This window comes from Clostridium sp. AF19-22AC (genome assembly GCF_003479085.1).
Classification (GTDB): Bacteria; Bacillota; Clostridia; order Lachnospirales; family Lachnospiraceae; genus Faecalicatena_A; species Faecalicatena_A orotica.
The window spans coordinates 52976-66602 of the sequence record NZ_QUGN01000016.1 but is presented as its reverse complement, the minus strand read 5'-3'; the positions used below and the strand labels follow the sequence as shown (position 1 = coordinate 66602).

The following is a 13627-nucleotide window of genomic DNA, read 5'->3' as shown; positions in this document are numbered from 1 at the left end:
CCATACGGTTATTGATATATTTTTTAAAGCAGATACATTAATTTACTACATATAAAGAAGGGGTGACATCCTATGAAAACGAATGAATCAGCTGAAAACTATCTGGAAACGATCCTGATTTTGAGCAAATCGCATCCTGTCGTACGTTCTGTGGATATTGCGGAGGAACTGAATTTTAAGAAATCCAGTGTCAGTGTTGCTATGAAGAATCTGCGTGAAAAGGAACAGATCGTTGTGTCTAAAGAAGGGTATATTACCCTTACAGATGCAGGGCGCGAGATTGCCGAGATGATCTATGAGCGGCACGAGCTGCTGACAGACTGGCTGGTACGGCTGGGTGTTGATGAAAGGACTGCGGCGGAAGATGCCTGCAGGATTGAGCATGTAATCAGTAAAGAAAGCTTCGATGCGATTAAAAAGCATATCCGGTAGCATTATTATAAGCCTGTTTGAAGGAAAGGGAATAACTTATGGGGAAGCAAATTAATTATTGGCTGGGATATGAAGATTTTTTACCAATTGCACAAGCGGCATTAGATTCCGGATGCATTATTATAAAATCCGTTGGCGGGAAACTGGTATATGGAAACACCTTAGATATTGTCACCAAAGACGAGCAATATTACTATTTCTATGTACCAGAAGCGGGTGAACTTAACTCCAGACAGTTACCATCTGGGGACGAATGTATCGGAGGATATGATTCCTCTGGAAATGTCGTAATTGAAGCAAATTTTTCTTATAGGAATGATGACAAAAAATGGCTTTCAAGAAGCCGGTTATATGTGATCTCTGGATATTATAATGATGGCGCATATATTTCAAGACCAGAATCTGTCACAAAAGTATATAATAAATTAGTCAGAGTAGTAAAAAAGATAGCCCCTTACACAGAGTTGACAGATACATATATCAGTACCAGAGATGAAGATTATTTACAAGAAAAAGAATGGAAACATAAAGAATATATCTCTCCAGAATTTTTAGAGTTGAAATTATCTCAAAATTATAGTCTAAGATAGAAACAATCCCTGTTTGTTTCAAATAAGCCGACGGATATTAAAATATCTGACGGCTTATCTTTTTATGCATCATATAAATAACAGAAATAATATCATGTTGGCAGGCCTTACTGTTTCTGGATCTCTTCCCACGCATCTTCATCAAATTCTCTGTCTTTATAATAATATTTCTTATCTTCCTCTGTGATCTTTCTTATAACCCTGCATGGATTTCCCGCCGCAAGTGACCAGTCCGGAATATCTTTTGTCACGACGCTGCCCGCACCGATGACAGTGTTGCTCCCTATGTGTATGCCGGGAAGGATTACTGTATTACCGCCGATCCACACATTGTCGCCGATTGTAACCTCAATCCCGTACTCATACATGGAATTTCTGGAAACGGGATGTAACGGGTGCCCTGCGGTATAGATCGCAACGTTTGGAGCCAGCTGGCAGTTGTCACCGATTGTCACCGGGGCTACATCTATAATAGAGCAATTGTAGTTTGCAAAGAAGTTCTTCCCGACTTTGATGTGGGAACCGTAATCACAGTAAAACGGCGGGTTGATGAACGCATCCTCGGACTCGCCGAGCAGTTCCTTTACGATTGCGCTAAGTTTGTCAAAATCAGAGCGGTCTGCAAAATTTAGTTCCTGCAAAATCTTCCTGCATACCTTTTGTTCTTCCATGACTGCATCATCTGAAATGTAGGCCATTCCTGAGTCTCTGCGGTTAATGTTATCTATCCTTTTATGCTCCATTTTCCATTTCCTCCGTATTCCATGTGTTTGATTTCTTTCTGCGGACCAGCGTTCCGTTTCTCTCCAGAACGCCTTCAGAAAAGTTTCTGGCAAACAGGATTTCTCCTCCCTCTTTTACTTTTATCTTTTCTTCAGAACAATTCAAAAGTACTTCTATCTCTCTGCCCTGTGAATCTATTTTAATATATTCTACACATCTGCGCTGTGGATACTCTTCCGGGAAATGGAAATACAGGCTTCTCAGTGCTTTTTCCTGCTTCCTCAGCCGGATCAGGGTACGCACTGCTTCGATGCGGTTCTGGTTTTCCTCTGTCCCAAGTTCTTCCCAGGGCATACATCTGCGGCAGTCCGGGTCGAAACCTCCCTCCATTGCAATCTCTGTCCCATAGTAAATGCACGGGCTTCCCGGCATGGTAAACAGGACAGCAAGCTGCTGGTAAAAGATATCCAGATCGTGAAAGCGGTTCATCAGCCGTTCCGTATCATGCGAATCCAGCAGGTTAAACATGACATTATTGTTCTGCTGCATGTACATCGTATAACAGCGGTTTATCATATATTCAAACTCTGATTTATCCAGACTTTTATCCAGAAAATATTCATGGATGCCGCTCATCAGCGGGTAATTCATGACAGAATCATACTCGTCCCCCTGAAGCCACGGACCGGCATCGTGCCAGATTTCCCCCAGAAGGTAGATGTCCGGTTTTATGCGGTGCAAATGCTCTCTGATCCGTTTTAAGAATCTGTGGGATACTTCATTTCCCACGTCAAAACGGATCCCGTCAATATCATAGTCACGGATCCAGTCTTCACATATTTTACAGAAATATGTAATCACCTCTTCATTGTTCGTATTCAGCTTCGGCATCCAGTCTGCAAATGCAAATGAATAAAACCTGCCGTCCCTTGTATCAGCCTGTTTATCCGGGATGGGCCATATCTGCACCATGAACCAGTCCGCGTATGGGGATGCTTCTCCCTTTTCAAGCACATCCACCCAAGGGGCAAATCTACGTCCGCAGTGGTTGAATACGGCATCAGCCATCACTTTGATCCCCTGCTCATGGGCCTCCTGCACTAACCTGCCAAAGTCAGCATTACTGCCAAAATCCGGATCTATCTTTGTGTAATCTTTTGTATCATATTTATGATTGGATTCAGCTTCCATGATAGGATTCAGATAGATTCCGGTAATTCCAAGCTCCTTCAGATAAGGGAGCTTCTTTCGGATTCCTTCCAAATTCCCGCCATAGCGCTCTTCATTCTTGGCCGGGCCCGACTGCCACGTTCTGATATCCCCCGTATTTAGTTCCGTTGTCCCGTTGCAGAACCGGTCCGGGAAGATCTGATACCATATGGTGTCATTGACCCATGCCGGTGTCCTGCAAACATCTGCCGGATTCATCCACGGTACGATAAAGTACTGCAGTATCCTCCCTTTCATGTTCAGCTGCTCTTTCGTCAGAAATCCATCCTCAAGATAGTACCAGACTTCACCATCTGTATGCAGCTCAAAATAATATTTACACCGTTTATATTCCGGCGTTAGTGTTGTCGTCCACCAGAGCTGGTGCCGGAGCCGTTTTTTAAAACAGATCTCTTCCCTCTTCCCGTGCCATACCTCATTTCCGCCTAATATTCCTGCATCATAAGGGTCGCCGTGGTGAATGAAAACCTGTTTTACATCGTATCCTGTCTTCAGGTTTATGACCAGTTCATTTTCATTTTGTGCGTAGCTCATCTGCTCTGATGTTCTGTGATAAACTCCTGTAAAATCCATAGCAGCCCCTTATCTGTTTATGATCAGTTTTCTGTAAACCTTAAGTTCCTTTTCCGCTTCTGCGAAGTCAGGCATACGCCACTCCCAGTTCGGTGATCCGACCGTCCCCGGAGTATTCATGTGGCCTTCTTTTCCCTGCCCAATAATATCCACCATAGGGATGACCGCATATTCGGCCTTACATGCCAGTGTGTATGCAAGCAGACGATCTTTCACGGAACCCTGCTTAAATCCTTCGCGTTTCAGGAACCGGCGCACCTTCCTCTTTGCAGCAGTTGTCAGTCCCTGATACCACTCCATCAGTGTATCGTTGTCGTGGGTGCCTGTATAAATGATCATATTTTCTACATCATGGAAACTGTCATATGCGAATTTTCCTTTTGTTTCGATCGAAAATACCTGAACCTTCATTCCTTTTAAGTGGTAGTGGTCTTTGAGTTCCAGTACCTCCGGACGGAGATCTCCCAAATCCTCCGCCACCAGATTCAGCCCGGGGATTTTTTCGATTAAAGTATCGATCACCTCATAGCCCGGCGCCTCGATCCACTCACCCTCGACCGCTGTCGGACATGTGGCAGGAATCTTCCAGAACGTGTCAAACGCACGGAAATGGTCGATGCGGATAATATCAAACAGCCTGCTGCTGTAACCAATCCGGTCCACCCAGAACTGATAGTTCTGTTCCTTCATATATTCCCAGTCATAGATCGGATTGCCCCATCTCTGGCCGGTAGCGCTGAAATAATCCGGCGGTACTCCTGCAATGAAAACCGGCCTGCCGTCTGTATCCAGAAGGAAGTTGTCTTTTCCTGCCCAGACGTCCACAGAATCCACGCCTACATAAAACGGTACATCTCCCATGATCTCGATGCCGCTTTCATTTGCGGCGTCTTTTACCTGCATCCACTGGGTGTAGAACAAATACTGCAGGAACATATGGTACTGTGCCTCCAGTTCGATCTCCTCCGCCAGTTCCGTCCTCTTCGCCGGCCAGTCCTTATCTTCCTGCCTCCACTCATTCCAGCATATCCCACCGTTTGCCACTTTCAAAGCACGGAACACACCATACTCATAAACCCAGTCCTGAGACGCAAATTCCTGATAATCCTCTTCCTGAAGCCATTCCTTCTCACAGAAATTACGAAACGCCTCTCTTAAGTATGTTTCCTTAAACACACGTACCGCATCATAATCCACACTTTTTGCATGTTCATTGAATGAGGGGGGCAGCTCACTCAGCAGCCCATCCTCATACAGCATATCCAGACTAATATAAAGTTCATCTCCCGCACAGGAGGAATACGGCTGGTACGGAGAATTTCCATATCCCACCGGATTCAGCGGAAGAATCTGCCAAATTTTCACACTATTTTCCTTCAGAAGCTCAATAAAACGATACGCTTCCTTCCCCAGTTCCCCCACGCCAGTCCTCGACGGAAGAGAAGAAACTGCCATCAAAATCCCTGTTTTCCTCATGATTATCTCCTTTATCCTACCTCATATTTTAAGAATATTCTGAAAATGGAGCGCAAAAGGGTCTGACCCCTACAAATGCCAGATGTCCCTGTTGTATTCCGCGATGGTCCTGTCGGATGAGAAGAAGCCGGCTTTTGCGATGTTTACGAGCATTTTTTTCGCCCATGCTTTTTCATCTTCGTAATCTTCAAGCATCTGTTCTTTTGTCTTGATGTAGTCCTTCACATCGAGCAGTGTCATGAACCAGTCTTTGCTTACGATCTCTTTGTATAGTCTTCCCAGATTTACCGGGTCGCCGATGCGGATCAGGTCTTTGCTGATGATGAAGTCTACCAGTTCTTCCACCATTGGGTCGTTGTCGTAGATATCTGCTGAACAGTAGCCTTGTGTCTCGTAGAGTTTGATGACATTTTCTGATTTTTCGCCGAAAACGTAAATATTCTCGTCTCCTACGAGTTGGTGGATTTCTACGTTTGCCCCGTCCTCTGTTCCAAGTGTTACTGCACCGTTTAACATGAATTTCATATTGCCTGTTCCGCTTGCTTCCTTGGATGCAAGGGAAATCTGCTCGGAGATGTCGCAGGCAGGGATGAGTTTTTCTGCCTTTGTCACGTTATAGTTTTCGACCATGACAAGCTTCAGGTACGGGCTGACAGCAGGGTCATTGTCGATGAGCTGCTGCAGGCAGAGCAGAAGGTGGATAATATCTTTTGCAATCGTATAGGCGGGTGCCGCCTTTGCACCGAAAATCATTGTGACCGGACGTTTCGGCAGGTTTCCTTTTTTAATTTCCTTGTATTTATATATAGCATACAATGCATTCATCTGCTGTCTCTTGTATTCGTGGAGGCGTTTGATCTGTATGTCAAAGATTCCGTTTTCATCGATATCAACATCCTGTGACATTTTCAGGTAATCCTTCAGTTTCCGCTTTGCATTCTTCTTGATTGCAATTAGCTGGTCCAGAACCTTTTCGTCATCCTTGTATGAAAGAAGCTTCTCTAGTTCGTCTGCGTTTTCCATATAAGCAGGCCCGATTAGTTCTTCCAGATATTCTGCTAACTCATGATTGCAGTGCACGAGCCATCTGCGGAAAGTGATCCCATTCGTCTTATTGTTGAACTTCGCCGGATAGATGTCATAAAACGGTTTCAGCTCAGACTCTTTAAGAATCTCTGTGTGAAGCGCTGCAACGCCGTTTACCGCATATCCGTAGTGGATATCAATGTGGGCCATGTGCACGCGGTCCTGTTTGTCAATGATGTAGACTCTCTCATCGTGGTAGTCCCTTCTGACCCTTGCATCCAGTTCACGGATGATCGGGAGCAGGTGCGGTACGACCTTCTCCAGATAAGAAACCGGCCACTTCTCCAGTGCCTCTGCGAGGATGGTATGGTTCGTGTATGCACAGGTCTTTCTCACTACGTCTACGGCAGTATCTATATTGAACCCTCTCTGTGTCAGCAGGCGGATCAGCTCCGGTATGACCATTGTCGGATGTGTATCGTTGATCTGGATGCAGACATGTTCATGCAGGTGATACAGGTTGATCCCTTTCTCCTCTGCCTCTTTCAGTATCAGCTGTGCCGCATTGCTTACCATAAAATACTGCTGGTAGATACGCAGAAGCTGTCCTTTCTCGTCACTGTCATCCGGATAGAGGAACAGCGTCAGGTTCCTTCTGATATCGTCCTTGTCAAACTGGATTCCGTCGTGGATGATTGACTCATCTACCGTATCCAGATCGAACAGGTGCAGTCTGTTACATCCACTGTGACAGCCGGGTACATCAATGTCATACATCGTTGAAGTCAGGGTAAAATCCTTAAACGGCACTTCAAAGCTGACATCCGTCTTATTCAGCCAGCAGTCACTGGTAATCCACGGATTTTTCTCTTCCTGCTGCTTGTTATCATGAAACTTCTGTAAAAACAATCCATCGTGGTAATTTAATCCCACGCCATCGCCTTCAAGCCCGAGTGTGGCAATGGAGTCTAAAAAACATGCCGCCAGACGTCCCAGGCCACCGTTTCCAAGAGACGGTTCCTGCTCAATTTCTTCTATTTCTGTCAGGTCGTGACCATGCTTTTTCAGTACCTCCCTCGTCTCCTCAAACAGACCGAGATTAATCAGGTTGTTGGATAACAGCTTGCCGATCAGGAATTCAGCCGATATATAATACAGCTTTTTCTTCCCCTCATTCCTCTTCATCCCCTGCATTTTTTCTTTCGTCACATACAAAAGGGCCGCATAAATCTCTTCCTTTGATGCTTCTGCAATACTCTTGTTGAATCTTTCCTTCAACATCATTTCCAATGCCTGTTCCATTAAAATCTCCTTTCACAATTGCCGGGTGTATCTGGCCATTCCATTCACACACCGGAAACTCTTTCCTGTTTTTCTATCATTTCATATACGCGCAGCAGCTCTCCTACGCTCCAGGCCTGTGCAAAACAGCCCTTTGATGCAGACGGTATCTTTCCGTCATAGATTTCAGGAAGCTGGCCGATGCAACCTTCCCGCATTGCACTTTCCATAACCTCCAGTTGTTCTCTGACTGTCTGTTTTGCCGCTTCACTGTGATCATGTACTTTCAGATACGACAGGTAATATCCGCCCAGTGGAAATGCCCATACAGTTCCCTGATGGTATGCCATATCCCTTTGTTCCATTGTCCCCGCATAGCACGGATGGAACTGCTCATCCCCCTCTTCCAGAGTTCTGAGCCCATATGGAGTATACAACTTTTCAAAGACAGTTTCTACTATTTGTTCCTCTTTTTTTCTGTCCAGCATGGTAAACGGCATGGAAACCGCCCAGATCTGATTACATCTGATCTGCCTGTCTGCCGCAGTGCCTGATACCACATCCTTGAGACAATGTTTTTCCTCCATCCAGAACTGCTCCGTAAAGGAGGCCTTAACCTGCTTAGCAAGCGCAGCATATTCCCCTGCCTGAACCCGTGTCTCCTGTGAAAAAATCTCGGCGAACCTGCTCATAATACATAACGCATTATACCAGTATGCGTTGATTTCCACTGGTTTCCCGTGGCGCGGCGTGGGTAAAATATCGTTGATACGGACATCCATCCATGTAACCTGGGAAAGCCCTTCCCCGGCCTGTATGAGTCCGTCTTCATCCATGCGGATTCCAAACCCGGTCCCCCTCCGATATCCCTGCATGATTCTTTCCATAACCGGATATACTTCTCTTAAAAACGCCGCATCCCCTGCTGCTTCATAATACAGATACATACAATTGATAAAAAGCAGTGCCGCGTCCGCCGTATTGTACAGCGGCTCACTGCCGCCCTCCGGAAACAGGTTCGGCATCAGGCCGTCTCTCTCATTGAGAGCAAATGTACGGAGGATTTGTCTTGCTGTCCCATATTGCCCGGTTGTGATACACAGGCCCGGCAGTGCAATCATGGTATCACGGCCCCAGTCTTCAAAAAACGGAAAACCGGCCAGCACTGTCAGACCGCCTGTGGATTCCCTCTCGGAAATAAACTGTGACGCGCTCTTTGACAGCATTTTTCCGGCCCTGGAGGTGAAACCGGCACGTTCTTCCCACTCCCGGCGGAACATTTTCACACTGTCTATGATTTCCAGAGCGCTTTCATTTGATTCCTGCATTTCAAATATGATTTCCAGCACCCTTTTTCCACCCGGCTCTGCTGACACCGAAATCTGGTGGTTTGCCGCTGCCGTTCCGTTTTTCCGCCTGCCGTCACATGCATCATAGCGGTAAAAATAGGTTTCTGAAGTTTCTGGAATCTCTTCCACAGTTCCATTCGTCCTGAGATATAGTACAGTCCCGCCGGAAGATATTTTATGCCCGGTCATTTCAATGCTCTGGCCTTCTTTCATGTCACTGCCCTTTGGTACAAACTGGTAAAACGGCGTAACACACAATGTACAGGTCTCTCTGCCCCGGTTTTCTATTTCATAGCGCAGGACCGCCGTATTGGTGCCCTGCCCCATTGCCGCCTCCTTTTTAATCTCCACACCCCCGATTTGAAATCTCCAGACCGGCGTATCCTCATAACTGAATGCGGACAAATACTGACATCCTTCTTCCCTCCGGCCATCTGCAAATTCCTGACTGGATATCGTAACGCTCTGTTTGTCTTTGAACTCCACCTGCTCCCGGATGCGGTGCACCAGATTCACGCGGTGGTTCGGGGCCTTAACACATGCCATCAAAAGGGCGTGGTCATTGCGGGTTACCGCTCCTGTCATTGTCATAGAAGAAAAACCACCAAGCCCGTTTGTCATCAGCCAGCAGTTTTCTTCCCCGCGCCGGGGGGTGTTCCAATCATGTTTTCCATAAATCCATTTCATACTCTATTCGTATCACTTTCTAAAGAATTGGGCTGATTCATCATTTTTCCCTGAGTCCTAAGATCAGTATTCCGACCGGCGCCGCCATAACGGAACCGGTCACAGTAACCGGTGTTTTCCACAGGAAACTGTCCCGGGAATCTGCTAATATCTCCCAGTTTCCTCCGGAAAGCCGGATTTCTTCCTCGTTTTGACCGGCATTGTATATGATTTGAAGAGTTTTCCACACAGAATCTGCATATTCTGACGAGTTATCCAGTTCAAAACCCACGATTCCTTCTTTTTTCCACTCTTTTCTTACTCTTTTCCATGCAGTTTCTGATTTGTCACATAAGCCCGGAAGCTGTTTGCGCAGTGCAATCAGCCCCTGATAGTATGTAACAAGCTCCCGCTCCTCCCATGCTTTTTTCCAGTCCAGCCGGTTCACACTGATGGGGGAATTGTAGCTGTCTGCAATGCCGTTCTTCGTCCTCCCGAATTCTTCCCCGGAAAGAAAGAATAGATTTCCCTGACAGGTCATGTATATTCCAGCCGCCAGCCGGTATGCCTTCCTTAACATATTTTCATCGGTAATGGTCTCGGCCAGCTTATCCCACAACGTCTGGTTATCATGGGAGGATACATACGTGATGACCTGTGAGGGCGCCTTGATTCCCGGTTTCCTTTTATGGCACCATGCACGCACACTGCTTAATATATCCTCCTCAAAGCCTTTCCCGCCATTTACAAACCCGGGTTCGTCCAGTTCGAACACGGAGCCTTTCACGGCATCTCTGATATCATCCGAAAACATACCGATATTTACATCCAGCTTACGAATATTCTTTTTCAGAGCCTGACATGCACCGTCTTCCATCGCTGTCTTCTCCGCCGCCCAGGGTTCCCCGAATACCATCTTTTCGCCCGCCCCGTAGCGTACATCCAGTTCGGCGCGTATGCGGTTCATCAGTTCCACGTCCAGAAGACCCATCAGGTCGAAGCGGAATCCGTCCATATGATACTCCTCTGCCCAGTATAATACGGATTCCAGTATATATTTGCTGCACATGTCACGCTCACTTGCCACATCATTGCCGCACGCGGAACCATTGGAGGGCTTTCCATTTTTATCCGCCCGGTAAAAGTACCAGGGAGCCGTCCTCTGGAACCAGGAATCCATAGAATAGGTGTGATTGTAAACCACATCCATGATCACACGGAAACCTTCCCTGTGGAACGATTGAATCAGTTCCTTCAGTTCCCGGATTCTGACCTCCCCGTGGTCCGGGTCAGAAGAGTAAGACCCCTCCGGCACGTTATAGTTAAGCGGGTCATATCCCCAGTTGAACTGGTCATCCCTTTTCGCCTCATCCACAGACCCGTAATCGTAGACCGGCATAAGCTGGATGTGGGTCACGCCTAATTCCTTCAGATAAGAGATTCCTGTAGGATGTTTCCCATCCCCGTTCAAGGTCGTGTCAATATGCAAAAATGCACCATACTTTCCCCTGCACTCTTCCGGGAATCCGCCTGCCCTGTCCCATGAAAATTCCTTCACATGCAGTTCATAGATGATGCGTTCCTGCCCATACGAAGGCGCCTGATCCTGTTCCCATCCTGCGGGGTCGGTCCTCCTTAAATCCACCGCCATGCTCCGTCTGCCGTTCACACCGCAGGCCCTTGCATAGGGGTCCGCGGAAACAACAATCTCACGATCCAGAAGCAGGGTAAAATCATAATAGGTTCCATGCAGGTTTTCTTCTGTCCGATACTCCCATACGCCCTTTTCTAACCGTTTCATCGGATGGACCGCGTATGCGGGCACTTCAGTACCCGCCTGATACAGATTGACTGCAATCTGATCAGCAGACGGGCTCCACAGCCTGAAGGCCGTTCCTTTAGCCGTGCATACCGCCCCGAGGTCCTTTCCGTCATAAACAAAGTTTTGGCTGAATTCCGGACTGGAGTAATATTCTTTCCACTGTTTTACTGTCTTCTTCATGTTTTTTACCTAGCCTTTGACTGCCCCGCCGGATACGCCTTCCACGTAATACTTCTGCATACTGATGAACAGTGCCGCAATCGGTATGGATACCAGTACGCAGCCCGCGGCGAATTGTGTATAGTAATCGTTAATAAATTCTCTCTCCAGCATCTTAAACAGTCCCAGGGCAACCGTATAGTTGTTATAATTGTCTCCCATGATTACACTGGAGAAAATGAAGTCCATCCAGGGTGCCATGAACGAGGTCAGTACCGTATAGACAACGATCGGTTTGGACATGGGCAGTGTGATTTTCCTGAAAATCTGAAACTTCGTCGCCCCATCCAGATAGGCAGCTTCATCCAGTGATTTCGGCAGCGTGTCGAAGAATCCTTTCGCAATAAAGAACGACAGCCCCGCCCCTCCTGAGTATACCATAATCAGCGCCACAAGTGACTGTGTAATTCCCAGCCCCTTTAAGATATAGTAGACTGCTATCATGGACATGAAGCTTGGAAACATCCCCAGTATCAGTGCCACATTCATCATAGGCTTTCTCATTTTAAACCGCATCCTCGACGTGGCATAAGAGACGGACAATACAAAAAACGTGGAAATCAGACAGCTGAAAACTGCAACAAACAGCGTATTTCCAAACCATTTCACAAAGTGAAACTGGGAGTTATCAGTAAGCAGATTGACGTAATTTGCAATCGTAAGCCCCTTCGGAAAGAAATAAGATGTATAGGAACCGCTTTCTTCCCTAAAAGATGTCATGACTACCCAGAAAACGGGAATCATCCAGATGACGGACAATATGGTTAATGTAATATAAGAGGCAATGTTCCTGATTTTTTTATTTTTTGACATAGATTTTGTTTTTTTCATTACTGGAATGCCTCCTCATTGTTATATGCAGACGTTCTTCTGTATGTAATCAGAGAAAATACTGCGGAAATGACAAATACAAGAATACCGATTGCCGATGCATAGCTGTAGTCCTTGCTTGTTACTGTCAGCTTGTAAAGCCATGTGACAAGCAGGTCTGTCTTTCCCGCCTGATAGTAATCCAGGGTAGACGGTCCGCCCTTCGACAGAAGGTAAATTACATTAAAGTTATTAATATTTCCGATAAACTGTGTGATCAGGTATGGTGTCGTAACAAACAGGACATATGGCATTGTGATCTTTCTGAACATAACCCTTGCATTCGCCCCATCCACACGAGCCGCCTCATACAGGTCAGCCGGAATATTCATCAGAATACCGGAAGTAATCAGCATGGTGTACGGAATTCCAATCCAAAGATTAACAACGATGATCGTCACTTTTGCCAGAGTTGCATTCGTCAGAAATGGAATGCTGTCCTGAATGACTCCCCAGCTCTTCAAAAGGACATTCACAGCACCTTCCGGCTGAAGCATCGTCTTCATTATCAGAAGCGAAACGAAAGACGGAATCGCAATTGACATGACAAAAATCGTCCTCCAGAGGCCCTTGAATTTCACTCCTTTACGGTTGATCAGCAGGGCAAGCAGGATTCCCCCTATGTAGTTCAGCACCGTCGCAAAAACGGCCCATGTAATTGTCCAGCCAAGGATCGGCCAGAAGGTCTTGGATATCGTACTGCCCGAGCCTAAGATCGTAACAAAGTTATCCAAACCGATCCATGTGAAAAGATTTCCCGGCGGCTGGTGTGCATTATCATAGTTGGTAAACGCAACCAGAATCATGTATACTAGCGGGAGTACCGTGAATGCGAGCACTCCGATCATAGGAAATGTCAGAATAGTACGGTGGAACTTCGCATCCAGATATACCTTCACGTCATCAATCAGTCCCGGAACTTTCTTCCCGGCCTTCTCCAGTGCCTGTACCTCCAGGGCCGATTTCAGGTTTGCCCTCCATGTTAAAACAAAGAATACAATCAGGAAGAGACATACAACTCCATATAATAAAAGAAGCATGGAGTTATCTCCTTCTGTCAGAACATCAATTCCCAGCGTTTCATCGAATACCCAGCCCTGTGTCTGTGTTCCGAGTGTAATCATATTGCCTAAAGCCCTGATACCGCTCACTGCCATATAAAAAATAAATGCTGCCTCTGCCAGCAGGAAGAGCAGACCTTTTACAATCTGCTTCCTGCGTATATTGGCGATTCCCATAACCAGCATGGATGCCTTCGCCCACACATCACCCTCACGGATGACTCTTTTCAGAAGGTATTCCCTTGGCTTTTGTGCAGCTTTTTTTGATCTATTTTTACTCATAAAGCTCTTCTCCTTACCTTCAAAACA

The 13627-nt window shown here is 46.4% G+C and carries 10 protein-coding genes; 2 read left to right on the top strand and 8 right to left on the bottom strand.

The genetic code is table 11. The features are described 5' to 3' along the window. The first annotated feature begins 72 nt into the window (after positions 1-72). Together DWX43_RS17560 and DWX43_RS17555 are read left to right on the top strand one after the other, a co-directional pair. Positions 73-432: a metal-dependent transcriptional regulator gene (locus DWX43_RS17560; protein WP_118621256.1), complete on the top strand. Its 360-nt coding sequence runs from the start codon at positions 73-75 to the stop codon at positions 430-432. A gap of 38 nt (positions 433-470) precedes the next feature. Next, positions 471-1022, top strand: a complete 552-nt coding sequence (locus DWX43_RS17555; RefSeq protein ID WP_118621255.1) for a hypothetical protein — start codon at positions 471-473, stop codon at positions 1020-1022. Between the two features lie 107 nt (positions 1023-1129). On the opposite strand, the gene DWX43_RS17550 is transcribed toward DWX43_RS17555, so the two are convergent. From DWX43_RS17550 to DWX43_RS17515, 8 genes are all read right to left on the bottom strand, one after another. Beyond that, positions 1130-1765 carry a sugar O-acetyltransferase gene (locus tag DWX43_RS17550; RefSeq protein ID WP_243099376.1) on the bottom strand — a complete coding sequence of 212 codons (636 nt, stop codon included), beginning with the start codon at positions 1763-1765 and terminating at the stop codon, positions 1130-1132. Further along, the gene (locus DWX43_RS17545) at positions 1755-3548 is read right to left on the bottom strand and encodes a glycoside hydrolase family 13 protein (RefSeq protein WP_118621254.1); all 1794 of its coding nucleotides are present in this window, start codon (positions 3546-3548) and stop codon (positions 1755-1757) included. The genes DWX43_RS17550 and DWX43_RS17545 overlap by 11 nt, the downstream gene beginning before the upstream one ends. 9 nt (positions 3549-3557) lie before the next feature. Further along, positions 3558-5024 (bottom strand): 4-alpha-glucanotransferase, encoded by a 1467-nt coding sequence (gene malQ / locus DWX43_RS17540; protein WP_109729722.1) that lies wholly within the window; start codon positions 5022-5024, stop codon positions 3558-3560. 69 nt (positions 5025-5093) lie between these two features. Continuing rightward, positions 5094-7352, bottom strand: coding sequence for a glycogen/starch/alpha-glucan phosphorylase (locus DWX43_RS17535; RefSeq protein WP_118621253.1), 2259 nt, complete (start codon positions 7350-7352; stop codon positions 5094-5096). Positions 7353-7396: 44 nt separating this feature from the next. Further along, a complete protein-coding gene (locus DWX43_RS17530) occupies positions 7397-9367 on the bottom strand; it encodes an amylo-alpha-1,6-glucosidase (protein WP_118621252.1) in 1971 nt (656 codons plus the stop codon). A gap of 40 nt (positions 9368-9407) precedes the next feature. Further along, positions 9408-11348: a type I pullulanase gene (pulA, locus tag DWX43_RS17525; protein WP_118621251.1), complete on the bottom strand. Its 1941-nt coding sequence runs from the start codon at positions 11346-11348 to the stop codon at positions 9408-9410. A gap of 9 nt (positions 11349-11357) precedes the next feature. Next, the gene (locus DWX43_RS17520; protein WP_207657843.1) at positions 11358-12218 is read right to left on the bottom strand and encodes a sugar ABC transporter permease; all 861 of its coding nucleotides are present in this window, start codon (positions 12216-12218) and stop codon (positions 11358-11360) included. Next, on the bottom strand, positions 12218-13600 hold the full coding sequence (locus DWX43_RS17515; RefSeq protein ID WP_118621250.1) for a sugar ABC transporter permease: 1383 nt from the start codon (positions 13598-13600) through the stop codon (positions 12218-12220). Before DWX43_RS17515 ends, DWX43_RS17520 begins: the two co-directional genes overlap by 1 nt. Positions 13601-13627 lie beyond the last annotated feature (27 nt).

Excerpts from the sequence above, each read along its gene's own strand:
- DWX43_RS17520 (WP_207657843.1), bottom strand. The coding sequence starts at position 12,218 with ATGAAAAAAACAAAATCTATGTCAAAAAATAAAAAAATCAGGAACATT.
- DWX43_RS17545 (WP_118621254.1), bottom strand. The coding sequence starts at position 3,548 with ATGGATTTTACAGGAGTTTATCACAGAACATCAGAGCAGATGAGCTAC.
- DWX43_RS17550 (WP_243099376.1), bottom strand. The coding sequence starts at position 1,765 with ATGGAGCATAAAAGGATAGATAACATTAACCGCAGAGACTCAGGAATG.
- DWX43_RS17535 (WP_118621253.1), bottom strand. The coding sequence starts at position 7,352 with ATGGAACAGGCATTGGAAATGATGTTGAAGGAAAGATTCAACAAGAGT.
- pulA (WP_118621251.1), bottom strand. The coding sequence starts at position 11,348 with ATGAAGAAGACAGTAAAACAGTGGAAAGAATATTACTCCAGTCCGGAA.
- malQ (WP_109729722.1), bottom strand. The coding sequence starts at position 5,024 with ATGAGGAAAACAGGGATTTTGATGGCAGTTTCTTCTCTTCCGTCGAGG.
- DWX43_RS17530 (WP_118621252.1), bottom strand. The coding sequence starts at position 9,367 with ATGAAATGGATTTATGGAAAACATGATTGGAACACCCCCCGGCGCGGG.
- DWX43_RS17515 (WP_118621250.1), bottom strand. The coding sequence starts at position 13,600 with ATGAGTAAAAATAGATCAAAAAAAGCTGCACAAAAGCCAAGGGAATAC.
- DWX43_RS17560 (WP_118621256.1), top strand. The coding sequence starts at position 73 with ATGAAAACGAATGAATCAGCTGAAAACTATCTGGAAACGATCCTGATT.
- DWX43_RS17555 (WP_118621255.1), top strand. The coding sequence starts at position 471 with ATGGGGAAGCAAATTAATTATTGGCTGGGATATGAAGATTTTTTACCA.